Genomic DNA, 23,570 nt, shown 5'->3' on the forward strand with positions numbered 1-23,570 from the left:
CGTCTGACTCGTGAAACTGCTGTTTTCTCGTGTATTTCCGGAGTTCGCTGAATGTCTGCTGGTTGGCTGCGCGCCTGTGCGCTGGTGATGTTGGGGCTGTTCAGCGTGTCTGCGCTGGCCAAGGATAAAACGGCAATCGTGATCGGCGGCGGGCTCTCGGGCCTGACGGCGGCCTACGAGCTGCAGAACAAAGGCTGGCAGGTCACCCTGCTGGAAGCCAAGCCAGGCCTGGGCGGCCGTTCCGGCATGGCCACCAGCGAGTGGATCGGTAACGACAAGACTCAGCCGGTGCTGAACAAATACGTCTCGACCTTCAAGCTGAGCACCACGCCGGCCCCGGAATTCGTGCGCACGCCGAGCTACCTGATCGACGGTGTGTATTACACCGCTGCCGACCTGGCCACCAAGGAACCGGCCACCGCCGACGCGCTCAAGCGCTACGAAAAAACCCTGGATGACCTGGCGCGTTCCATTGAAGACCCGCAGAACCCGGCGGCCAACAGCACGCTGCATGCCCTGGATCAGATCAACGTCTCCAACTGGCTTGATCGTCTGACATTGCCACCGACGGCCCGTCAGTTGATCAATCAGCAAATTCGTACCCGCTATGACGAACCTTCGCGCCTTTCGCTGCTGTATTTCGCACAGCAAAGCCGGGTTTATCTCGGTGTGTCGGACCGTGATCTGCGTGCTTCGCGCCTGCTCGGCGGCAGCCTGGTGCTGGCCCAGGCATTCGTGAAGCAGCTGAAAACCATCAAGACCAGCTCGCCGGTCTCGTCGATCACCCAGGACAAGGACGGCGTGACCGTCAAGGTCGGTAGCGTCGGTTATCAGGCTGACTACGTTGTGGTCGCCGTACCGTTGCGCGCCCTGAACAAAATCACCATGACCCCGGCCCTTGATGCCCAGCACCTGGGCGCGATCAAAGGCACCAACTACGGTTGGCGCGACCAGATCATGCTGAAGTTCAAGACGCCCGTGTGGGAAAGCAAGGCGCGGATGTCCGGCGAGATCTACAGCAACGCCGGCCTCGGCATGTTGTGGGTCGAGCCCGCCCTGAAGGGGGGTGCCAACGTGGTGATCAACCTGTCCGGCGACAACGCCCGAGTGATGCAAGCGTTTGGCGACAAGCAGATGGCCGATCAGGTGCTGATTCGCCTGCACGAGTTTTATCCACAGGCGCGCGGTGCATTCACCGGTTACGAAATTCGCCGCTACAGCACCGACCCGTCCATGGGCGGCGCCTACCTGGCCTTCGGCCCGGGCCAGATCAGCAAATACTGGCGTCTTTGGGAACGTCCACTGCAACGCGTAGCGTTCGCCGGCGAACACACCGACACCTTGTACCCGGGCACGTTGGAAGGCGCATTGCGTACCGGTCAGCGGGCAGCCAGTCAGGTTGAAGACCTGGCGGCTGGCAAGTCGTTTGAACCGGCGAAAGTTGTTCCGGTAGCCGCTGCGGCGGCGGGTGCTGGCGCAGTTGCCGCGAAGAAGGGCAACTTCTTCAGCAACCTGTTCGGTGGTTCGGACGACGACAAGAAGCCAGAACCTGTGAAGGCGCCAGAACCTGTCGCACCGGCTGCTCCGGCACCGGCCCCAGCGCCAGCCCCGACGCCTGCTCCTGCGCCGGTTGAAGCGCCGAAGCCTGCGGCACCGGTGAAAGCCGAGCCTGCCAAGAAGGCGCCGGCGAAAGCAGCGGCGAAGAAACCGGCGGCGAAGGCTGAGGCCAAGAAAGCCCCGGTGAAGAAAGCCGAACCGGCGAAGAAACCAGCGGCCAAACCCGCTGCGACTCCGGAAACGGAAACCAAGGCGCAGTAAGCGTCTGGGTTAAAGAAACGCGGCAGAAATGTCGCGTTTTTTTACGCCTGGGGAAAAGATCTGAATAAATCGTGGTGTGGAGGTGTTCTACGGTTGGACTACATTCTTTGTCACGCATTGGCCTCTTAATCTGGCCTTAACTCACCGATTTCAGACTCTTGATCGTATTTCTCGATATTTCAAAGCGAAATTTTCCGCTTTAATTCGATAGGTAAGTCGATAGTCTTGGGCCAGCACTCACAGGGACTCGGTCATGCAATTACGTAACTCTACTTCTCGCTACGGTTGGGTCAGCCTCTTTTTGCACTGGGGCGTAGCGCTGGCAGTGTTCGGTTTGTTCGCGTTGGGTCTGTGGATGGTCGATCTCGGCTACTACGATCCATGGCGCAAGGCAGGTCCGGATCTGCACAAGAGCATCGGGTTGATATTGCTGGGCTGCATGGTGGTGCGCGTGCTGTGGCGCTTTGTCAGCCCGCCGCCGCCAACGCTGCAAAGCTATAGCCGCATAACGCGCATTGGCGCCAAATTCGGCCATGTGTTTCTTTATCTGAACCTGTTCGCTGTGATGATTGCCGGTTACCTGATTTCCACCGCAGAAGGTGTCGGGATTCCGGTGTTTGACTGGTTTGAAGTGCCTGCACTGGTTTCCGGACTACCGGACCAGGCGGATAACGCCGGTGCGATTCATCTGTATCTGGCGTGGTTGCTGGTCATTTTTTCCGGTCTCCATGCGTTGGCAGCACTGAAGCACCACTTTATCGACCGTGATGTGACCCTGAAGCGAATGCTGGGTCGCAAAGCCTGATGTTCAACCTCGACTCCTTAGGAATAAAAAGCATGTTGAAAAAGACTCTCGCCGCTCTGGCAATCGGTACCGCACTGTTGTCCGCCAACGTTATGGCGGCTGACTACGTCGTCGACAAAACTGGCCAGCACGCCTTCGTCGATTTCAAGATCAGCCACCTGGGCTACAGCTACATCACCGGTACTTTCAAGGACATCGATGGCAAGTTCAGCTTTGACGCTGCCAAGCCGGAAGACAGCAAGATCGAGTTCAATGTGAACACCGCCAGCGTTTTCACCAACAATGCCGAGCGTGACAAGCACATCTCCAGCAAAGACTTCCTGAACGCCAGCAAAGCCACGTTCGTTTCCACCGGCGTCAAATCCACCGGCAAAAACGCCGCTGGCAAAGACACTGCCGACGTGACCGGCGACCTGACTATCCTGGGCGTGACCAAGCCAGTCGTCGTCAAAGCCACTTTCCTGGGTGAAGGCAAAGATCCATGGGGCGGCTACCGTGCCGGCTTCGAAGGCACCACCAGCATCAAGCGTTCTGATTTCGGCAAGATGATGGACCTGGGTCCACAGTCTGATGCTGTTGAGCTGTACATCACGTTTGAAGGTGTCAAAGCGAAATAACATTCGCGCCTGACAAAAAAATGCCCCGGATCGTGAGATCCGGGGCATTTTTTATGGCAGCGATCAATCAGCGATTGCGGGTCAGCAACGCTGGTTTTTCGCCACGGGGACGGCCTGGCAATTGATCAAGCTGCTCGGGAGTTGGAAAACGATCGGTTTTCGACTCCTTGTGAATGATCTTCGGTGCCGGACCGCGCGGGTTTTGCACGGCCGGTTCCGCCAGCGGCTTGTCGTCACGTGCCGGGCGACGGTTGCGACCTTCTTCGCGACGGGCCTGACCGTCACGAGGAGCACCGTTGCGTGGACCGCTGCGCTTGGCCGGTGGAGTACCGGTGGTCGCGCCGTCACTGCTGCGTGGACCGCTTTGGCGACCTTGAGGCTTGCCGCCGGTGCGCGGAGCACCTGCGCCAGCGCCAGCAGCCGAACCTTGTGCCGGAGCACCTGGACGGCGGCCACGGCCTTGGGCCGGTTTGGCTTGCGGCACGTAGTCGACGCGGTTACCGAAGTTATCAACGTCATCGTCCAGGAACTCGTCCGGAGCGCGATCAGCGGCAGCGCGTGGCGCCGGACGCTGTTGCTCGCGAGCCGGCGTGCCTTCACGTGGTTTCTGCTCACGCGCAGGGCGTTCGCCACGAGCGCTGGCCGCAGGTTTTTCCTTGCCGCCCTTGTCCTTGCCCTTGTCTTTACGACCGCCGCCACCGCCGCTGCCATTCGGGCCGTCGCCGCGCGGGCCACGTGGGTTGCGCGGGTTACGCACATCCGGACGCTCGCGCACTTCCGGTTTCTCGGCTTCCACAGCGCTGGAATCGAAGCCCATCAGGTCGCCGTCGGCGATTTTCTGCTTGGTCATGCGCTCGATGCTTTTCAGCAGCTTTTCTTCATCCGGAGCGACCAGCGAGATCGCTTCGCCCGAACGACCGGCCCGGCCGGTACGGCCGATACGGTGAACGTAATCTTCGTCGACGTTTGGCAGCTCGAAGTTGACCACGTGCGGCAACTGGTCGATGTCGAGGCCGCGAGCGGCGATGTCGGTGGCCACCAGGATGCGAACTTCGCCGGCCTTGAAATCGGCCAAAGCTTTGGTGCGCGCGTTCTGGCTCTTGTTACCGTGGATCGCGACGGCGCTCAGGCCATGTTTGTCCAGGTACTCGGCCAGACGGTTGGCGCCGTGCTTGGTGCGGGTAAACACCAGCACCTGTTCCCAGGCGCCTGCGGTGATCAGGTGCGCCAGCAACGAACGCTTGTGGCTGGAGGCCAGGCGGAACACACGCTGTTCAATGCGCTCGACCGTGGTGTTCGGCGGCGTGACTTCGATGCGTTCCGGGTTGTGCAGCAGCTTGCCGGCGAGGTCGGTGATGTCTTTGGAGAAGGTCGCCGAAAACAGCAGGTTCTGACGCTTGGCCGGGAGACGGGCCAGGACCTTCTTCACGTCATGGACGAAGCCCATGTCGAGCATGCGGTCGGCTTCGTCCAGCACGAGGATTTCCACGTGGGACAAATCGACGCTGCCCTGGCCGGCGAGGTCGAGCAGGCGGCCAGGGCAGGCCACCAACACGTCAACACCGCGGGACATGGCCTGAACCTGCGGGTTCATGCCGACGCCGCCGAAGATGCACGCGCTGACGAACTTCAGGTCACGAGCATAAACCTTGAAGCTCTCGTGGACTTGAGCCGCGAGTTCGCGGGTTGGGGTCAGGACCAGCACGCGCGGTTGGCGCGGACCGTGACGCTGGGACTTGTCCGGGTGACCGTTGGGGAACAGCCGTTCCAGGATCGGAAGGGCGAAGCCGCCGGTTTTACCAGTCCCTGTCTGAGCCGCAACCATGAGATCGCGACCTTGCAACACGGCGGGAATGGCCCGCTGTTGCACCGGAGTAGGCTCGGTATAGCCCGCTGCCTCGATGGCGCGGACTAAAGCCTCGGAGAGACCGAGGGAAGCAAAGGACATGAGTAATCCTGTTTTAGTTAGGGCTTGGCCCAATGGGAGTCTTGCCTGGCGCGAATGACGTTTAAGAGGAACGTAATCCCGTCCGGTCCTGCTGGGCCTTGCAAGCTCGTCAGGAGCGCTCGCGCGGGCTGAAAAGCTGCGCTGTAGCGGGGTCGAGATGCCTTGAACAAGTCCGAGCGTCCGGGCGTGAGCCTGGCGGGAAGGCCGGAGTATAACAGAGCAATCACTGCGCGCCGCTTTCCTGCTGCTCAACGGTTTTTTCGCGGACAGCGGTGGCCCCGGCGGCTTTGGTGATGGCCTTCGGATCGGCGCCATAACGGGCGCTCATTTCGGCGTAAGCGGGTTCGTGCTTGAAGCGCTTGAGTTCGGCGCCGAAGCGTTGCACCAGCAAATCCATGCCTGCGTTGCGGCGCACCGCCAGGAACTGGCTCTGCTGGCTGATGACGGTGGGGTTTTCGCTGATCTTGTCGCGGATATTCAATTCGTCGAGCAGATGCTGACCGACCCGGCGGTCGGTGATCAGCAGGTCGATCCGCCCGCGCACCAGTTTGCCGAAATTGGCTTCGTGGGTGGGTGCTGGCTCCCGAGTGAAGAGGGTCGACTGGCTGAAATCGGGGCTGTACAGATAGCCCGGCGAAGTGCCGATTGTCAGGCCTTTCAGGTCCTCGAGGGTGCGGAACGAGTGGGGTCGCTCGTTGGCGTAGAACAGCACGAACTCGACTTCCGAGAGCGGTTCGCTGGGGTAAAGCAGGGTTGCATCACGCTCGACGCTGTGAAAAATGTCCAGCGCGCCATCGGCCTGGCCGGTTTCGAGCATCGACAGGCAGCGTTTCCACGGCAGGAATTGCCACTCGACTTCGATGCCCAGACGCTTGAACACAATCGCGGTGGTTTCGTAGTCCAGGCCCAGGGCTTTACCGTTTTCTTCGTAGACGTAAGGCGCCCACGGTTCAGTGACAATACGCAGTTTCTCGCCCCGAGCGGCGAAGCTCAGGCAAGTGAATAAAACCACGGTCAGTAACTGGGTGATCAAAGGCATGGGCTTGAGATTACGACGAGAAACGGGAAAGAGCCAGAAACCGGCGGCAGATGCTCTATCTCCGTGTGTTGCATCACAATAAAAGTGCGTGGATAGCAAAAAATCGCAGACTGCGGCAGCTCCTACAGTGATTAAACAATCCGATGTAGGCGCTGCCACAGGCTGCGATCTTTTGATCTTGCGTGTAACAACTATTAGCGTGGCAACTTCAGGTTGTTCCACACCGCCAGGCTCGCTTCAGCCTGATTCAGTGTGTAGAAGTGCAGCCCTGGCGCGCCACCTTGCAGCAGGCGTTCGCACATCTCGGTGATGACCTGCTCACCAAAGCGTTGAATGCTTTGGGTGTCGTCGCCGTAGGCTTCGAGTTGCTTGCGGATCCAGCGCGGGATTTCCGCACCGCAGGCGTCGGAGAAGCGTGCGAGCTTGCTGTAGTTGGTGATCGGCATGATGCCCGGCACGATCGGTATGTTCACGCCCAGCGCCCGCACACGCTCGACGAAGTAGAAGTAGCTGTCGGCGTTGAAGAAGTACTGGGTGATCGCGCTGTCAGCGCCGGCATTGGCCTTGCGCACGAAGTTGGCGATATCGTCTTCAAAATTGCGCGCCTGCGGATGCATCTCCGGGTAAGCGGCGACTTCGATGTGGAAATGATCGCCGGTCTCTTCACGAATGAATTCGACCAGGTCATTGGCGTGGCGCAGTTCACCGCTGGCCATGCCCATGCCCGAAGGCAGGTCACCGCGCAGGGCGACGATGCGCTTGATGCCGGCAGTCTTGTATTGCGCCAGCAGGCCGCGCAAATCGTCCTTGCTGTCGCCCACGCAAGACAGATGCGGCGCGGCGGGGACTTTGACTTCGCTTTCGAGTTGCAACACGGTGTTGAGGGTTCGATCACGGGTCGAACCGCCAGCGCCATAGGTGCAGGAGAAAAAATCGGGGTTGTACGTGGCCAACTGGCGAGCAGTGGCGAGCAGCTTTTCATGCCCAGCGTCGGTCTTCGTAGGGAAGAACTCGAAGCTGTAGCGACGGTCTTGGGACATGGGGGGGCCTCCAGCTGCAAGCTGCAAGCTTTAAGCCGCAAGAGGGCGGTGTGCCGGAATCTTGTGCTTGAGCCAGCAGCTTACGGCTGCGAAAAAGCGATGAAGAAGGAAGCTCCTAGCCTCAAGCCGCAAGTAAACCAAACGCTTTTACTTGCCGCTTGAAGCTTGGAGCTTGCAGCTGCGGTCAGTACCGATAAGCGTGCGGCTTGAACGGACCTTCAACGGTCACGCCGATGTAGTCGGCCTGGGTCTTGGTCAGTTGAGTCACGACGCCGCCGAAACCGCGGACCATTTCCAGGGCCACTTCTTCGTCGAGTTTCTTCGGCAGTACTTCAACGGTCAGGCGCTCGGCTTTCTGGGCTGGCGACAGGTCGGCGTATTTCTGGCCGAACAGGAAGATCTGCGCCAGAACCTGGTTGGCGAACGAACCGTCCATGATGCGGCTTGGGTGACCGGTAGCGTTACCCAGGTTTACCAGACGGCCTTCGGCCAGCAGGATCAGGTAGTCGTCGTTCTGGGCGTCGAATGCGCCGGAACCGGTACGGTGGATCTTGTGAACCTGCGGCTTCACTTCTTCCCATGCCCAGTTCTTGCGCATGAAAGCGGTGTCGATTTCGTTGTCAAAGTGGCCGATGTTGCAGACAACAGCGCGCTTCTTCAGAGCTTTGAGCATGTTCGCGTCGCAAACATTGACGTTGCCGGTGGTGGTCACGATCAAGTCGATCTTGCCCAGCAGTGCCTTGTCGATGCTTGCTTCAGTGCCGTTGTTGATGCCGTCGATGAACGGCGAAACCAGCTCGTAACCGTCCATGCACGCCTGCATGGCGCAGATCGGGTCGACTTCGGAAACTTTGACGATCATGCCTTCCTGACGCAGGGACTGAGCGGAGCCCTTGCCCACGTCACCGTAACCGATGACCAGCGCTTGCTTGCCGGACAGCAGGTGGTCGGTGCCGCGCTTGATCGCGTCGTTCAGGCTGTGACGGCAGCCGTACTTGTTGTCGTTCTTGCTCTTGGTCACCGAGTCGTTGACGTTGATGGCCGGGATTTTCAGCTCGCCCTTGGCCAGCATGTCCAACAGGCGGTGAACGCCGGTGGTGGTTTCTTCGGTCACGCCGTGGACGCGGTCGAGGATCGCCGGGTATTTCTTGTGCAGCAGCTCGGTCAGGTCGCCGCCATCGTCGAGGATCATGTTGGCATCCCAAGGCGCGCCATCCTTGAGGATGGTTTGTTCCAGGCACCACTCGTACTCTTCTTCGGTTTCGCCTTTCCAGGCGTAAACCGCGATGCCGGCGGCGGCGATAGCAGCAGCGGCCTGGTCTTGAGTCGAGAAAATGTTGCAGGACGACCAACGCACTTCGGCACCCAGGGCAACCAGGGTTTCGATCAGGACGGCAGTCTGAATAGTCATGTGGATGCAGCCGAGAATCTTCGCGCCCTTGAGCGGCTGCTCACCGGCGTACTTGCGGCGCAGACCCATCAGGGCTGGCATTTCGGATTCGGCGATGATGGTTTCGCGACGACCCCAGGCAGCCAGGGACATGTCGGCGACTTTGTAATCGGTAAAATCTGCAGGCGTGATAACAGCGCTCATGAAGAGCCTCCATTCGTAATGTATGCGAATGGGCGCCGTTGTGCGTTTAGTGTCTGGCCGTGGCCAGGCAACGCCCCATCCGAGCCTGACAGGTCGAACCTGCTGCAGCGCCCCTCGGACAGGTGGCGGGAAAACGGTACCAATAGAAGATGACCGTTCTGAAACGGTGGCGATTATAGCTTTCTTTGTCCGGCTAGTGGCAAGCGGCAAGCTACCAGCGGCAAGTAAAAGCGAATCCGCTTTTAACTTGCAGCTTGTCGCTTAAAACTTGAAGCTGGGGGGCATAAGCTATCGCCCAAGCACCTCAAGCCCGGAGCCCCCCATGAACTTCCACACCCGAAAATGGGTAAAACCCGAAGACCTCAACCCCAACGGCACGCTGTTTGGCGGCAGTCTGTTGCGCTGGATCGATGAAGAAGCGGCAATCTATGCGATCGTCCAGCTGGGCAATCAGCGCGTGGTCACCAAGTACATTTCCGAAATCAACTTCGTCAGTGCCTCGCGCCAGGGCGACATCATTGAACTGGGCATCACCGCTACCGAGTTCGGTCGCACCTCGATCACCCTGACCTGCGAAGTGCGCAACAAGATCACCCGCAAAAGCATTCTGACGGTGGAGAAGATGGTCTTCGTCAACCTTGGTGAAGACGGCCTGCCGGCACCGCACGGCCGGACCGAGATCAAGTACGTCAAAGACCAGTTCATAGACGAGTAATGCGAGCTGCTACAGAATGTGTTTTCTGTCTGTGGACGCAGTGAACAGCTCCGAGCCGCGCATGTCGTATTAAAATCGCACGCCACCGGTTACACACCTTTATGGACAAGCAAGAAGACGGCAAGACCCCGAACCTTTCGGAACAAGAGAAGCACGAAGTCGACAAAAACCAGCCGCCCCGTGCGGCGGTGCTGCACGAAATCATCCGCACCCAGGGCGATCAGGAGCTTGAGCGCAGTGTCGCGGCGCTCTGGTGGTCGGCGCTGGCCGCCGGCCTGACCATGGGCTTGTCGCTGATGGCCATGGGATTGCTCAATTCGCGTTTGCCGGATGGCGAGCACTTCAAGGTGATCGCCAGTTTCGGTTACTGCGCCGGTTTTCTCGCGGTCATCCTCGCCCGCCAGCAGTTGTTCACCGAGAACACACTGACGGCGGTGCTGCCGGTCATGACCAAACCCACCTTGAACAATTTCGGTCGCTTGCTGCGCCTGTGGTCGGTCGTACTCGTGGGCAACCTGTGCGGCACGTTGCTGGTAGCTTATGTGATGCTGCATCTGCCGATTTTCGACACCAAGACGGACCTGGCTTTCCTCGATATCGGGCGCAAGGTCATGGAAAACGACATCGGCAAGATGTTTGCCAAAGGCATCGTGTCAGGCTGGATGATTGCGACCATGGTCTGGATGATCCCGTCCATGGAGAGCGCCAAGATGTGGATCATCATCCTCATCACCTACCTCATGGCATTGGGGGATTTCACGCACATTGTGGTCGGTTCGGCTGAAGTCTCGTACCTGGTGTTTGCCGGCGAGTTGCCCTGGAAAGACTTCTGGCTGGTATTCGCAGGGCCGACGCTGGCGGGCAACATCATCGGCGGCAGCTTCATCTTTGCGCTGTTGAGCCATGCGCAGATCCGCAGTGAAAGCGGGCCGCCGAAGCAGGGCGCAGAGCAGCAACCCGACCCGCGCAAGATCAAAGAGTAATCAGTGACGCCTGGCCGTCACCAGCCGCTGCTCCTACAGTCGGTTGGGTGACGTTGAAAAGGAGTGTGCCGTGCTTGCAACGGCTTTGGTGTTAGTGGCGGCGCTGTTGCACGCGGCGTGGAATACGTTGATCAAGTTCAGTGCGGAGCGGCTGTTGGTCGTGGCCTGCATGGACAGCGTGGCGATGTTGTTTGTCGCCGTAATGCTGCCATTCGTGGCGTTCCCGCCAATTGAAATCTGGCCGTGGATCCTGGCATCGGCGGCGTTTGAATTGCTGTATCGCTATCTGCTGATTCAGGCCTATCGGGTCGGCGACCTCGGTCTGGTTTATCCACTGATGCGTGGCTTATCGCCATTGGTCGTGTTGGCTCTGACGCTGATCTTTGCCGGGGAAGTGCTGACGAACCAGCAGATCTTCGGAATCCTGCTGATTCCGTTCGGCATGCTGTGCCTGCTGTGGCAGGGCGGTGGCGGGGCGCGTTTGCCCTGGTCGATGCTGCCGGTGGTGGCGCTGATCGGACTGTGCATCGGCGGCTACACCTTTATCGATGGCCAGGCGTTACGGCGATGGTCGCATCCGCTGGATTATCTGGTGTGGGTGACGTTGATCAGCGCCTGGCCGTTTCCGTTACTGGCGCTAGTGAGCAAGCGACCGGCGTTCATGCTGTTCTGGCGTGCACAGTGGTGGCTGGGGTTGACGGTCGGATTTTGCGTGTTGTTCAGCTACGCTTTGGTGCTGTGGGCAATGCAGCTGGGCTCGATTGCCGAAGCGGCGGCGCTGCGCGAAATCAGCGTGATCCTGGTAGTGCTGTTGGGCATGCGTTACCTGAAAGAACCTTTCGGTCGGCCACGGCTCTTAGCCTGTGGGCTGGTGTTGATCGGCATACTGGTGATGAAGTTTTGACCGGCGCCCGAATTTTTTAAACTTGAAGAAAAGGACTGCGTATGACGGTTGCTCTGTGGTGCATTTTGATCGCGATCTTCCTGCCTTATATCTGCACGGGCATTGCCAAGGCCAGTGGCGGGTATGGTCTGAAAGACAACCATGATCCCCGGGATTTTCTCGAGTCACTGAACGGTCTGGGTCGACGAGCGCACGCGGCGCAACTGAACAGTTTTGAAGTCACACCGGCGTTTGCGGCGGCGGTGATCGTCGCACACTTGGCCGGCAACGCCGAGCTGGTGACGATCAATGTGCTGTCGGTGTTGTTCATTACCAGTCGGCTGCTGTACATCATCTGCTACCTGGCGGACTGGGCGATTCTGCGGTCGCTGGTGTGGTTCGTGGGGATGGGGTTGATTGCGAGTTTTTTTGTGGTTTCTGTTTAAGCAGGATCAAAAGATCGCAGGCTGCGCCAGCTCCTACATTGAACCTCATGGGTCGTTGTAGGAGCTGGCGCAGCCTGCGATCTTTTGACTTTAGAGCGTGTCAGCTACCTGCGGCACTTGTGGTAACGCCGCGCCTTTGGGCCACAACATCCAGATTTGCCCCTGCTGCTTCATGTCGCCGGCCAATTGCCCGGCCGCCTCGCCGGTGCCCCAGAACAAATCCGCACGCACTTCGCCGGCAATCGCGCCGCCAGTGTCCTGCGCTGCCACCGGACGAACCAGTGCCGTACCGTCCGGTTTGGTAGTGGATAACCACAACAGACTGCCCAGCGGAATCACTTTGCGATCCACGGCCGCGCTGTAACCCGCCGTGAGCGGGACGTTCAGCGAGCCACGTGGGCCTTCGTTGCTGTCCGGGTTGCGGGTGAAAAACACATAGCTGGGGTTGCTGCCGAGCAATTCCGGGATGCGCGTCGGATTCGCCTTGGCCCAGTTGCTGATCGCGCCCATGGTCACGTCTTCTTTCTTCAGCTCGCCTTGTTCCACCAGCCAGCGGCCAATCGGCCGATACGGATGGCCATTCTGGTCGGCGTAGGCAATGCGCAACTGGCGCCCGTCATTGAGCTGGATGCGGCCGGAGCCCTGGATCTGCAGGAATTGCAGGTTCATCGGGTCGGTAAGCCACGCCACGACCGGCGCCTTGACGCCTTTGGTTTCGATGGTTGCGGCGTCGTCGTAAGGCTTGAGCACGCGGCCTTCGAGTCGTCCGCGCAGGCGTTTGCCCTTGAGCTCCGGGTAAATGCTGTCGAGGGAAACAATGATCATGTCCTCGGGCACGCCATACACCGGAATGTTCGCCACAGCGGTTTGGGCCAGGCTGCCAGGGTAGACCGGTTCGTAGTAACCGGTGATCAAGCCGTTGGGATTGTCGTTGGCGGCGCGCAGGCCGTAGACGTCGAGGTTCTGTTTGAGGAAGCCGCGTATCTCGTTGGCAGTTGGCGGAACATTGGTGGCCGCGGCGCAGGTCGAACCCCAGACCGCGTCGGCTTTGAGTCGGTTGCAGGCACTGCGCCACGAACCGAAACCGGCAACCAGATCACTATCGGAAACGGCTGGGAGTGCTTCCCAGGTTGCGCTGGAATACGTTGCCAGTGCGTGGGTTTTCGGTTTGTTGCTGTCGCCGCCGGTGCAACCTGCGAGCACGGCCACTAGTGGGAGTGTCCACGTGAGGGGGTGACGGCATGCCTTGAAAAGGCTGTTCATGAAGTGATTCCTTTGCCGGTTGCCTGAGTGCTCCCTGCGCTCGAACAACCCGTAATGATAATAGGGCTATTGGTGTTTAGCGGTGACGCGAGGATACTGGCCGCCGTTCCCCGTGACCTGAAGCCACCATGACTTTGAAACGACTTTCCGTTGTATTGCTGGCCTGCCTGACCTTGTCTGCGTGTGGCGGCGTCGACCCGAACTCGCCACTGGGCCAGCGCAAGGCAATCTTCAAGCAAATGCTCAAGACCGGCGAAGACCTTGGCGGCATGTTGCGCGGGCGCATTGCGTTTGACGGTGCGAAATTCGCCGACGGCGCGTTGAAACTCGATGCGTTGTCCCATGAGCCGTGGAAGCATTTTCCGCAGGTGCGCGAAGAAGATCACACCAGCGCCAAGGACGATGTCTGGCAAAAGCAGGCACGCTTTCAGGACATGGCCCGCACCCTCGAAGCCGCCACCGGTGAGCTGGTGGTTGCCAGCAAGGTTCAGCCTTACAAGGCCAGTAACCTCGGGCCGGCGGTGCAGAAAGTCGAGGATGCGTGCAGTGCCTGTCATAAAGAGTTTCGGGATCATTGATTACCGCAGCGCTTACTTGTCCAGCTCGTCGAGCGCGTCCTGCAACTCCTTACGCGACTCGGCCAGTTTGTCTTTGCGCTTGTTGATCTTCTCGGGATCGCCTTTCTTCATGGCTTTGTCCAGGTCTGCCTGACGCTTGCTGACTTCATGCTTGGCGTCGAGGACTTTGTTTTCCCGCTCTTTCTTCAACGAAGCGTCGGTGCAATGGGCGGTGACTTCGCTCAACGCTGTTTCCAGGCCCGCTTGCTGATCGGCGTTACCGTGGGACTTGGCCAGTTCGATCTGGTTGATGATGCCCTGCTTCCTGGCGGCACAACCGGTGAGACCCGGAGCCTCTTCGGCAGCTATCAGCGGAGCGGCCATCACGCTGCAAAGGGTCAGCAGGGCGAGCGGTGAAAGAAATTTCATAAAAGCTCCATGTGCGAGTGCAATCGTGGCGATGGGCGTTGGAGCCCGTCGGCACATTTGGGTTCCCAGGGCGGACGGGAATCGCGCCGACTAAAACCCGTCGATCCCCGCCGCGCGTAATGTGTCACTCAACGCCAGGACCTGCGGGTCGCGGAAAAATGCGCTCAATTGCGCTGCGCGTCCCGGTCCGATGCCGTCTTCTGCCTGCCATTGTTCGGTGTTTCGTCGCGCCAGCGCCTGCCACGAATCGGCGAGGCGCGCCTGGCCGGTCGGCGGTAAACCCAGGGCTTTGAGCCAGCGGATAAAAGGGCGTTGGCGGGCGCTATCGAAGCTGATTAAAAGACGAGCACTGCTGCGCTCGCCGAAGCCGTTGATGTTAGCAAGCTCTTGAGCATCGAGGGTCAACCAATCCAGCAGGCCGTTCAGGTGGCCTGTTTCGAGAAGTTTCTTCCATGTGCCAGGGCCGACATGCGGCAAGGCCAGTCCCTGTTTGCCGCTGAGCCAGGTCAGGCGCGCGAGAAACTGGCTTTCGCACCCCGGCGTCGGCTGCCAGCAACTCAAGGAATGAAAGTCGGCTGCCGATGGCGCGTTTAATTCGGCTCGTTCGGCGGCTCGCAGGACCACGCCATCGAGCCTTGGAATGGTCAACCCCGCGAGACTGATCGACACTTGATCGCCGGGGCGGATATCCAGTTCCTCCCAGCGTCGTAGAGAGCTGGCACTGACACGCGTGATCTGCCGGTCATCGAGCGTCACCGGTTTCAGTTCCAGTATGGGTGTGATCCGCCCGGTCCTGCCGACTTTGAAGTCGACCGTTTGCACCTCGGCCAGTACTTGGGCGAAAGGGTATTTCCAGGCGATAGCCCAGTAAGGGGGTTTTGCCTGCCAGCGCTCGGCCGAGGGGCGCTGGCTCTGCCGGAGGACGACACCGTCAGTGGCAAAGGGCAGCGGCGAACGGTACCAGTGATCGCGCCAGCGTTCGGCATCGGCAACCGTCTCGATCGGCTGACTGTAAGACCCCGTACTTGGCAAGCCCAGCTTATCCAGAGCGGCAATGCGAGCAGGCAAGTCGACCGGCCCTTGTGGCCAGTCCCAGACAAACAGTCCGATGCCGGCGGATTCCTCCGGAGTGAGTGCCTTGCGGGCCATCAGACCCGCCACAGTGGAACGGGCATTGAGGCTGCCGGCGCTGGCTTGTACATGATCGGTCAGGCGCCAGTAGAGTTCGCCTTGCACCAGCAAGTCCTGCGATCGTGACAACTGCCGGGGAATGGCAGGAATGAGTTGCGCCGAAGTCGTCCAGTCCTGTCCATTGACGCCGTCACCGCGACTGATCGCCCGGTGCAGCAGGCCCTTGCGGTAGATCAGGGTCACGGCCACGCCATCGATTTTGGGTTGTACCCAGATGTTTTTGCGATCGCGCAGCCAGGATTCTACTGCTCGACCATCACGCAATTTTTCCAGACCGGTGTGGGCGATGGGGTGGGTTATTTTGCCGGCTGCGGTCAGCAACGGGTCTGGGTGGAGCCCTGAGTCAAAGCATGCACGCCATTCGGTCAGTCGCCCGCGGGATTGATCGTAGAGTTCGTCGGCAATCAGTGATGTTCCATGACGGTGATAACTCTCGTCCCACGTGTCGATTTGTTGTTGCAGGGTGGTGATTTCGTTCAGAGCGCGTGCGGGTGGCCAGTCGGGACAGTCGGCAGCTATTGAAATCGAGCAGATCAGGGTCAGGAATAAAACAGAAAACAAGCGCATCGTGAGCGTCCTTGCTCAAGGGGAGTGCTTAAGGCTAGCCAGTAATTTTGGCGAGAGAGCGTGGGTGTTTTGCCTGGTGTTTCTGGAGCGAACGCCAGCAAAAAGCCCCACACGGCAAACCGTGCGGGGCTTTGGGTACCGCCAGGGAAATCTTACAAGCCGGCAGCCAGACGAAGGTCGTCAGCACGGTCGGTTTTTTCCCAGGTGAACGTGGTGAAAGTGTCTTCGCCCACAGTCTTGGTCGCCGGGGTACGACCGAAGTGGCCGTACGCTGCGGTTTCCTGGTACATCGGGTGCAGCAGGTCGAGCATGGTGGTGATTGCGTATGGACGCAGGTCGAATATTTCGCGAACCAGTTTGACGATTTTGTCGTCGCTGATCTTGCCGGTGCCGAAGGTATTCAACGAGATCGACGTAGGCTGGGCCACACCAATTGCGTAGGAAACCTGAATCTCGCAGCGCTCGGCCAGGCCGGCAGCGACGATGTTCTTGGCCACGTAACGACCGGCGTAGGCCGCCGAACGGTCAACTTTCGATGGATCTTTACCGGAGAACGCGCCGCCGCCGTGACGGGCCATGCCGCCGTAGCTGTCGACGATGATCTTGCGACCGGTCAGACCGCAGTCACCTACCGGGCCGCCAATGATGAACTGGCCAGTCGGGTTGATGTGGAACTGGGTGTCTTTGCTCAGCAGTTCGGCAGGCAGCACGTGCTTGACGATCAGCTCCATCACGCCTTCGCGCAGGTCTTTGTACGACACTTCCGGGTTGTGCTGGGTCGACAGGACAACAGCGTCGATACCGACAACCTTGCCGCCTTCGTAACGGCAAGTCACTTGCGACTTGGCGTCCGGGCGCAGCCAAGGCAGCAGGCCGGATTTACGGGCTTCAGCCTGACGTTGTACCAACTGGTGCGAGAACGTGATCGGTGCTGGCATCAGCACGTCGGTTTCGTTGCTGGCGTAGCCGAACATCAGGCCCTGGTCGCCGGCGCCCTGATCTTCAGGCTTGGCACGGTCGACACCCTGGTTGATGTCAGGGGACTGCTTGCCGATGATGTTCATCACGCCGCACGTGGCGCCGTCGAAGCCGACGTCGGAGCTGTTATAGCCGATGTCGAGAATCACGTTACGCACGATTTCTTCCAGATCGACCCACGCCGACGTGGTGACTTCACCTGCAATGATTGCCACGCCGGTTTTCACCAGAGTCTCGCACGCCACACGGGCGAACTTGTCTTCAGCAATGATGGCGTCCAGCACCGCATCGGAAATCTGGTCGGCGATTTTGTCCGGATGCCCTTCGGACACGGACTCGGAGGTGAAGAGGGAGTATTCGCTCATCTCGATTTTTTCCTGAATTTACCGATGGTGAGTGTCGCCAGCCGGTCGCTGAAAATGGCGGACCTGGATCTGGAAACCATTACGTAAGCCTACATAGAGGCTTTCCCCGGGAACGAGTCCCGCAGCGGTGGCCCAACGGGCCAAATCGTCCTGTTCAAACCCCAACCAGAGATCACCGCAGGCCTCCTTGGCCCAACTCTGGTTGTGGCTACATAACTCTGTCACGAGCAGGCTACCACCCGGTTGCAGCAAATCGGCCATGTGCTTGAGCGCATCGGCCGGCGCGGCAAAATGGTGCAGCACCATGTTAAGTACAACGCAATCGGCCTTGAGGCTCACGCCATTCAATGCATCGGCCAGTTGCAGGCTGACGTTAGCCAGCGTTTCACGTTCGCAGACCTGGCGCGCCAGTTCGAGCATCGCCGGGCTGTTGTCCAGCGCCGTGACGTGACTGAAGCGGCGCGCCAGTTCCGGCAGAAAAGCGCCGTCACCGGGGCCGACTTCAATGGCCGTGGCCTCTGCACTGAGGCTCAGTTTGTCGAGCAAGGCCACCACGCTTTCGCGGTACTGCGGCAGGCCGGCAATCAAGTCCTGCTGGGCGCGAAATTTCTCCGCCACTCGTGAGAAAAAGTCCTGGCTGGCCGCCGCGCGTTGCCCGTGAACCTGGCCGATCCGCGACTGCACATCGGCAGGCAGGGTCAGGTTGTCGACTTCGTCGAGCAGTGCAGCGTGCAGCTTGCCGCCCAGCAGGTCGGTATGGGGCAGGGCGCGACGGTAGAAAATCGCATTGCCTTCACGGCGCGTTGCCACCAGGTCGGCCTGGGCCAGCACTTTGAGGTGATGGCTCATGCCCGACTGACCAATGCCAAAGATCTGCGCCAGTTCCAGCACGCCAAACGAATCGTTGGCCAGCGCACGCAGTACATTCAGTCGCAGAGGATCGCCGCCGGCCTTGCACAGGGCTGCCAGTTCGTCGCAATCGTCATGTTGAATGGAAGGCACGCGTAAATTCATAGGGCCAGCAGTCTAGTGACGCTCAGAAAACACCGCAAGAGCAATATCAAAAAGTTTTGATATTGCTCGATAGATGGCACTTCTCGGGGAAAGGGTCACTCTACAAATCGTCAGCGGAAAGGTTTCATCAGGCGAATGAGAATTTATCCACCGGAAAAACGCCTCCAGATGACTATCTGTCATTGCCCCGAGGCATGCCCGTGAGGGAAAATGCTCGCCTTTTTTCCGATTCGTTTTATTCACTCTTTATTCAGAACCCTCAGGAGAACAGCGATGCCAAGCCGTCGTGAGCGTGCCAACGCCATTCGTGCCCTCAGCATGGATGCCGTGCAAAAAGCCAACAGCGGCCATCCCGGTGCCCCGATGGGTATGGCGGATATCGCCGAAGTACTGTGGCGTGACTACCTGAAGCACAACCCGAGCAATCCATCGTTCGCCGACCGTGACCGCTTCGTGCTGTCCAACGGTCATGGCTCGATGCTGATCTACTCGCTGCTGCACCTGACCGGCTACGACCTGTCGATCGATGACCTGAAAAGCTTCCGCCAACTGCACAGTCGCACCCCGGGTCACCCTGAATTCGGCTACACCCCAGGCGTTGAAACCACCACCGGTCCACTCGGCCAAGGCCTGGCTAACGCCGTGGGTTTCGCCCTGGCAGAAAAAACCCTGGCGGCGCAGTTCAACCGCCCGGGCCACAACATTGTCGATCACCACACCTATGTGTTCCTGGGTGATGGCTGCATGATGGAAGGCATTTCCCACGAAGTCGGCTCGCTGGCCGGTACTTTGGGCCTGGGCAAATTGATCGCCTTCTACGATGACAACGGTATCTCCATCGACGGCGAAGTCGAAGGCTGGTTCACCGACGACACCCCGAAGCGTTTTGAAGCCTACAACTGGCAGGTGATTCGCAACGTCGACGGTCACGATCCAGAAGAGATCAAAACCGCCATCGAGACCGCGCGCAAAAGCCCGCTGCCAACCCTGATCTGCTGCAAGACCACCATCGGTTTCGGTTCGCCGAACAAGCAAGGCAAGGAAGATTGCCACGGCGCTCCATTGGGCGACGCGGAAATCGCGTTGACCCGCAAGGCGCTGAACTGGAGCTACGGCCCGTTTGAGATCCCGGCTGACATCTATGCCGAGTGGGACGCCAAAGAAGCAGGCCGCGCTGCTGAAGCCGAGTGGGATCAGCGTTTCGCTGCGTACTCCGCCGCTTTCCCTGAGTTGGCCAACGAACTGGTCCGCCGTCTGAGCGGTGAATTGCCGGCTGACTTCGCTGAAAAAGCCTCTGCTTATATTGCTGAAATTGCGGCCAAGGGCGAAACCATCGCCAGCCGTAAAGCCAGCCAAAACGCCCTGAATGCATTTGGTCCGCTGTTGCCTGAACTGTTCGGCGGCTCCGCTGACCTGGCCGGTTCCAACCTGACCTTGTGGAAAGGTTGCAAAAGCATCACCGGCGAAGATGCCAGCGGCAACTATGTGCACTACGGCGTTCGCGAATTCGGCATGAGCGCAATCATGAACGGCGTGACCCTGCACGGCGGCCTGGTGCCTTACGGCGCGACTTTCCTGATGTTCATGGAATACGCACGCAACGCGGTGCGCATGGCCTCGCTGATGAAGAAGCGTGTGGTGTTCGTCTACACCCACGACTCCATCGGTCTGGGTGAAGACGGCCCGACGCACCAGCCGGTCGAGCAATTGACCAGCCTGCGCAGCACGCCGAACCTCGACACCTGGCGTCCAGCCGACGCCGTTGAATCGGCGGTGTGCTGGAAACTGGCGATCGAACGCAAGGACGGTCCATCGGCGCTGATTTTCTCGCGTCAGAACTTGCAGCATCAGGAGCGTGATGCTGGTCAGATCGCCGACATCGCCCGTGGCGGTTACGTGCTGAAGGACTGCGCAGGCGAGCCTGAGCTGATCCTTATTTCCACCGGTTCCGAAGTTGGCCTGGCGGTTCAGGCTTACGACAAACTGACCGAACAGGGGCGCAAGGTGCGCGTCGTTTCGATGCCCTGCACCAGCGTGTTCGACGCCCAGGATGCCGACTACAAGCAGGCGGTTCTGCCGTTGCAGGTTGGCGCGCGTATCGCGATCGAAGCGGCTCACGCGGACTATTGGTACAAGTACGTGGGCCTGGAAGGCCGTGTGATCGGCATGACCACCTTCGGCGAATCGGCGCCTGCGCCAGCGTTGTTCGAAGAGTTCGGCTTCACCCTGGAAAACATCCTGGGTCAGGCTGAAGAACTGTTGGAAGACTAAGCGCGAAGCGGTGGTCCATGGCCACCGCAATCCCTTGCAGGAGCTGGCAAACCAGCTCCTGCAAGGGTCGTGTTGTTAACGAGAGTTCGTTTGCCTGCGTCTATCGAGAACCCCATGCCTCAACCGCGTCCCTACAAAGTTGCACTCAACGGCTACGGCCGGATTGGCCGTTGCGTCTTGCGTGCGTTGTTCGAGCGAGGTGAGAAGGCCGGGTTTGAAATTGTCGCGATCAACGATCTGGCGGACATGGCCAGCATCGAATACCTGACACGCTTCGACTCCACCCACGGGCGTTTTCCCGGGGAAGTGAAAATCGACGGCGACTGTCTGCATATTAATGGCGACTGCGTGAAGGTCCTGCGCAGTGCCACCCCCGAAGGCATCGATTGGGCGTCGCTCGGCGTCGATCTGGTGCTGGAATGCTCCGGCGCTTACCACACCCGTGAAGACGGCCAGCGTTTCCTCGACGCCGGCGCGCCGCGTGTGCTGTTTTCCCAGCCGATGGCCAGCGAGGCGGATGTCGACGCTACCATCGTCTACGGTGTAAACCAGGATTGCCTGACCGGCGCCGAGTTGCTGGTGTCCAACGCGTCTTGCACCACCAACTGCGGCGTGCCGCTGTTGCGCCTGCTGGATCAGGCCATTGGTCTGGAATACGTGTCGATCACCACCATCCACTCGGCGATGAACGATCAGCCAGTGATTGACGCCTATCATCACGAAGACCTGCGCCGCACCCGTTCGGCGTTCCAGTCGGTGATCCCGGTCTCCACCGGTCTGGCGCGTGGCATCGAACGCCTGCTGCCGGAACTTGCCGGGCGAATTCAGGCCAAAGCCGTGCGGGTGCCGACGGTTAACGTGTCCTGCCTCGACATTACGATGCAGACCGTCAGCGACACCGACGCCGCCGAGGTCAACCGGATTTTGCGCGAGGCCGCCACCAGCGGCCCGCTCAAAGGCTTGCTGGCGTACACCGAGCTCCCCCACGCAAGCTGTGATTTCAACCATGACCCACATTCGGCAATCGTCGATGCCAGTCAGACCCGCGTTTCCGGCCCACGGCTGGTGAACATCCTGGCCTGGTTCGACAACGAATGGGGTTTTGCCAACCGAATGCTGGATGTTGCAGAGCACTATCTGCAGTCAGCGACTTCAAAAAAACAGTAGGAAATGCGACCCATGACCGTGTTGAAGATGACCGACCTCGATCTGCAAGGTAAGCGCGTACTGATTCGCGAAGACCTCAACGTCCCCGTCAAGGACGGTGTTGTCTCCAGCGACGCGCGTATCCTGGCCTCGCTGCCGACCATCAAGCTGGCCCTGGAAAAAGGCGCGGCCGTGATGGTCTGCTCGCACCTTGGCCGTCCGACCGAAGGCGAATTTTCGGCCGAGAACAGCCTCAAGCCAGTCGCTGACTACTTGAGCAAAGCGTTGGGCCGCGAAGTGCCGCTGGTCGCCGATTACCTGGGCGGTGTCGACGTCAAGGCCGGCGATATCGTGCTGTTCGAAAACGTACGCTTCAACAAAGGCGAGAAAAAGAACGCTGACGAACTGGCCCAGCAATACGCCGCCCTGTGCGACGTGTTCGTAATGGACGCCTTCGGCACCGCTCACCGCGCCGAGGGTTCGACCCATGGCGTGGCCAAGTTCGCCAAAGTCGCCGCCGCTGGCCCGCTGCTCGCCGCCGAACTGGACGCACTCGGCAAGGCCCTGGGCTCGCCGGCTCAGCCGATGGCAGCCATCGTTGCCGGTTCCAAGGTCTCGACCAAACTGGACGTGCTGAACAGCCTGAGCCAGATCTGCAACCAACTGATCGTCGGCGGCGGCATTGCCAACACCTTCCTCGCGGCTGCCGGTCACCCGGTCGGCAAGTCTCTGTACGAACCGGACCTGCTGGACACCGCTCGCGCCATCGCTGCCAAAGTCAGCGTGCCGTTGCCGGTGGATGTTGTGGTGGCCAAGGAATTTGCCGAAAGCGCCACCGCCACGGTCAAGCTGATCGCCGATGTGGCGGAAGACGACATGATCCTGGACATCGGCCCACAGACCGCGGCGAATTTCGCCGAACTGTTGAAGTCGTCCCAGACCATTCTGTGGAACGGTCCGGTTGGCGTGTTCGAATTCGACCAGTTCGGTAACGGCACCAAAGTGCTGGCCAAGGCCATCGCGGACAGCTCGGCGTTTTCGATTGCGGGCGGCGGCGACACGCTCGCGGCCATCGACAAATATGGCGTGGCGGATCAGATCTCCTACATTTCCACTGGTGGCGGCGCGTTTCTTGAGTTCGTCGAAGGCAAAGTGTTGCCAGCCGTGGAAGTCCTGGAAAGTCGGGCCAAGGCCTGAGGTCGCGGATTTGGCCAGGCAAGGGAGTGTTCACATGGTCAGGATGCTAGCGCTGTTGATCGTAGCGGGTTCGCTGACGGCTTGCGGGAGTAACCCGAAAGCCAAGCCGGAACCTGCGCCGCAAGCCGTGGAAAAAGGCTGCTACCAGGCGGACTGGCAAGCGGAAACCAATCCGGTCATCAACAAGCGTTCCGGGCCGGATGGCCTGGACAAATACGAAACACAGACCCCCGCCAAGGAACGTGGTTGCCCTTGACGGGTCTGACTCCTTACTCAGGGCTGGCGGCGTGCGCCGTCAGTCGAGGAACACGGATGAAAGGTTTTATCGCCATTACGGCGCTGGCACTGCTGGCAGGTTGCTCGAATTTCAACCTGTTCAAGCCTGCCGAATCGACAGACAACTGGACCACCTGGACCTGCGACAGCCAGGCCAAAGTACTTTGGCGCTATACCGATGATAGCCACAAAGCCGTCGATGTACGCCTCGGCGGGGCTGATCAGGTGTATCGCCTGAAGCTTGAGCCGGGCGCCGAAGGTTCGTTGTACAGCAATGACATGCTGGCGTTTCATGTAAAAGGTGAGGAAGGCCTGGTGTACTGGGTCGCCACCAACGATTTGATTGGCCGCGGTTGTAAAGCCAACTGACAACGGTTGCCGCAAATCCTGTGGGAGCTGGCTTGCCAGCGATGAGGCCCTTGAGGCAG

General features: G+C 59.6%; 22 protein-coding genes and 1 riboswitch. Of the genes, 13 read left to right on the plus strand and 9 right to left on the minus strand.

The features are described from left to right. The first annotated feature begins 51 nt into the window (after positions 1–51). The 3 genes from ACYZT4_RS22870 (at position 52) to ACYZT4_RS22880 (ending at position 3,240) form a co-directional block, all read left to right on the plus strand. Positions 52–1,818, plus strand: coding sequence for a flavin monoamine oxidase family protein (locus ACYZT4_RS22870; RefSeq protein WP_461983097.1), 1,767 nt, complete (start codon positions 52–54; stop codon positions 1,816–1,818). A gap of 253 nt (positions 1,819–2,071) precedes the next feature. Further along, positions 2,072–2,623, plus strand: a complete 552-nt coding sequence (locus tag ACYZT4_RS22875) for a cytochrome b (RefSeq protein ID WP_461983098.1) — start codon at positions 2,072–2,074, stop codon at positions 2,621–2,623. Positions 2,624–2,655: 32 nt separating this feature from the next. Then, positions 2,656–3,240, plus strand: coding sequence for a YceI family protein (locus ACYZT4_RS22880; RefSeq protein WP_461983099.1), 585 nt, complete (start codon positions 2,656–2,658; stop codon positions 3,238–3,240). Positions 3,241–3,307: 67 nt separating this feature from the next. Here ACYZT4_RS22880 and ACYZT4_RS22885 read toward each other — a convergent pair whose 3' ends face one another. The 4 genes from ACYZT4_RS22885 to ahcY all read right to left on the minus strand — a co-directional run bounded on the left by ACYZT4_RS22885 (position 3,308) and on the right by ahcY (position 8,861). After that, positions 3,308–5,188: a DEAD/DEAH box helicase gene (locus ACYZT4_RS22885; RefSeq protein WP_461983100.1), complete on the minus strand. Its 1,881-nt coding sequence runs from the start codon at positions 5,186–5,188 to the stop codon at positions 3,308–3,310. A gap of 223 nt (positions 5,189–5,411) precedes the next feature. After that, positions 5,412–6,227, minus strand: coding sequence for a substrate-binding periplasmic protein (locus tag ACYZT4_RS22890; RefSeq protein WP_461983101.1), 816 nt, complete (start codon positions 6,225–6,227; stop codon positions 5,412–5,414). A 194-nt stretch (positions 6,228–6,421) separates the two neighbouring features. Then, positions 6,422–7,267 (minus strand): methylenetetrahydrofolate reductase [NAD(P)H], encoded by an 846-nt coding sequence (gene metF / locus ACYZT4_RS22895; RefSeq protein ID WP_461983102.1) that lies wholly within the window; start codon positions 7,265–7,267, stop codon positions 6,422–6,424. Between the two features lie 184 nt (positions 7,268–7,451). Further along, positions 7,452–8,861 carry an adenosylhomocysteinase gene (ahcY, locus tag ACYZT4_RS22900; RefSeq protein WP_461983103.1) on the minus strand — a complete coding sequence of 470 codons (1,410 nt, stop codon included), beginning with the start codon at positions 8,859–8,861 and terminating at the stop codon, positions 7,452–7,454. Positions 8,862–8,884: 23 nt separating this feature from the next. Then, a riboswitch (S-adenosyl-L-homocysteine riboswitch) is annotated at positions 8,885–8,983 on the minus strand. A gap of 200 nt (positions 8,984–9,183) precedes the next feature. Between ahcY and ACYZT4_RS22905 the strand changes: the two genes are divergently transcribed. The 4 genes from ACYZT4_RS22905 (at position 9,184) to ACYZT4_RS22920 (ending at position 11,888) form a co-directional block, all read left to right on the plus strand. After that, positions 9,184–9,576 (plus strand): acyl-CoA thioesterase, encoded by a 393-nt coding sequence (locus ACYZT4_RS22905; RefSeq protein ID WP_461983104.1) that lies wholly within the window; start codon positions 9,184–9,186, stop codon positions 9,574–9,576. Positions 9,577–9,677: 101 nt separating this feature from the next. Next, entirely contained in the window at positions 9,678–10,559 is an 882-nt protein-coding gene (locus ACYZT4_RS22910; protein WP_461983105.1) for a formate/nitrite transporter family protein, read from the plus strand. Between the two features lie 70 nt (positions 10,560–10,629). Then, the gene (locus ACYZT4_RS22915; protein ID WP_461983106.1) at positions 10,630–11,463 is read left to right on the plus strand and encodes an EamA family transporter; all 834 of its coding nucleotides are present in this window, start codon (positions 10,630–10,632) and stop codon (positions 11,461–11,463) included. 41 nt (positions 11,464–11,504) lie between these two features. Continuing rightward, complete coding sequence (locus ACYZT4_RS22920) at positions 11,505–11,888, plus strand: MAPEG family protein (RefSeq protein WP_461983107.1); 384 nt, start codon at positions 11,505–11,507, stop codon at positions 11,886–11,888. Between the two features lie 90 nt (positions 11,889–11,978). Here the strand turns inward: ACYZT4_RS22920 and mltA are convergent, their stop codons facing one another. Next, complete coding sequence (mltA, locus tag ACYZT4_RS22925) at positions 11,979–13,151, minus strand: murein transglycosylase A (RefSeq protein ID WP_461983108.1); 1,173 nt, start codon at positions 13,149–13,151, stop codon at positions 11,979–11,981. A gap of 128 nt (positions 13,152–13,279) precedes the next feature. On the opposite strand from mltA, the gene ACYZT4_RS22930 reads away from it, so the two are divergent. Then, a complete protein-coding gene (locus tag ACYZT4_RS22930; protein ID WP_461983109.1) occupies positions 13,280–13,729 on the plus strand; it encodes a c-type cytochrome in 450 nt (149 codons plus the stop codon). Positions 13,730–13,741: 12 nt separating this feature from the next. On the opposite strand, the gene ACYZT4_RS22935 is transcribed toward ACYZT4_RS22930, so the two are convergent. The 4 genes from ACYZT4_RS22935 to ACYZT4_RS22950 form a co-directional block, all read right to left on the minus strand. Then, complete coding sequence (locus ACYZT4_RS22935) at positions 13,742–14,137, minus strand: DUF1090 domain-containing protein (protein WP_461983110.1); 396 nt, start codon at positions 14,135–14,137, stop codon at positions 13,742–13,744. Between the two features lie 90 nt (positions 14,138–14,227). Then, on the minus strand, positions 14,228–15,895 hold the full coding sequence (gene ligB, locus ACYZT4_RS22940) for an NAD-dependent DNA ligase LigB (RefSeq protein WP_461983111.1): 1,668 nt from the start codon (positions 15,893–15,895) through the stop codon (positions 14,228–14,230). A gap of 152 nt (positions 15,896–16,047) precedes the next feature. Then, entirely contained in the window at positions 16,048–17,238 is a 1,191-nt protein-coding gene (gene metK, locus ACYZT4_RS22945) for a methionine adenosyltransferase (RefSeq protein WP_461983112.1), read from the minus strand. Positions 17,239–17,256: 18 nt separating this feature from the next. After that, positions 17,257–18,252 (minus strand): ArsR/SmtB family transcription factor, encoded by a 996-nt coding sequence (locus tag ACYZT4_RS22950; protein WP_461983113.1) that lies wholly within the window; start codon positions 18,250–18,252, stop codon positions 17,257–17,259. Between the two features lie 273 nt (positions 18,253–18,525). On the opposite strand from ACYZT4_RS22950, the gene tkt reads away from it, so the two are divergent. The 5 genes from tkt to ACYZT4_RS22975 all read left to right on the plus strand — a co-directional run bounded on the left by tkt (position 18,526) and on the right by ACYZT4_RS22975 (position 23,511). Beyond that, positions 18,526–20,523 (plus strand): transketolase, encoded by a 1,998-nt coding sequence (gene tkt / locus ACYZT4_RS22955; RefSeq protein ID WP_461983114.1) that lies wholly within the window; start codon positions 18,526–18,528, stop codon positions 20,521–20,523. Between the two features lie 114 nt (positions 20,524–20,637). Next, positions 20,638–21,690: an erythrose-4-phosphate dehydrogenase gene (gene epd, locus ACYZT4_RS22960; protein WP_461983115.1), complete on the plus strand. Its 1,053-nt coding sequence runs from the start codon at positions 20,638–20,640 to the stop codon at positions 21,688–21,690. Positions 21,691–21,702: 12 nt separating this feature from the next. Continuing rightward, positions 21,703–22,866, plus strand: coding sequence for a phosphoglycerate kinase (locus ACYZT4_RS22965; protein ID WP_461983116.1), 1,164 nt, complete (start codon positions 21,703–21,705; stop codon positions 22,864–22,866). 34 nt (positions 22,867–22,900) lie between these two features. Further along, on the plus strand, positions 22,901–23,122 hold the full coding sequence (locus ACYZT4_RS22970) for a hypothetical protein (RefSeq protein WP_461983117.1): 222 nt from the start codon (positions 22,901–22,903) through the stop codon (positions 23,120–23,122). Positions 23,123–23,178: 56 nt separating this feature from the next. Next, positions 23,179–23,511 (plus strand): MliC family protein, encoded by a 333-nt coding sequence (locus ACYZT4_RS22975; protein ID WP_461983118.1) that lies wholly within the window; start codon positions 23,179–23,181, stop codon positions 23,509–23,511. The last annotated feature ends 59 nt before the right edge of the window (positions 23,512–23,570 follow it).

The sequence above is a fragment of the Pseudomonas sp. GB2N2 genome, assembly GCF_054897705.1.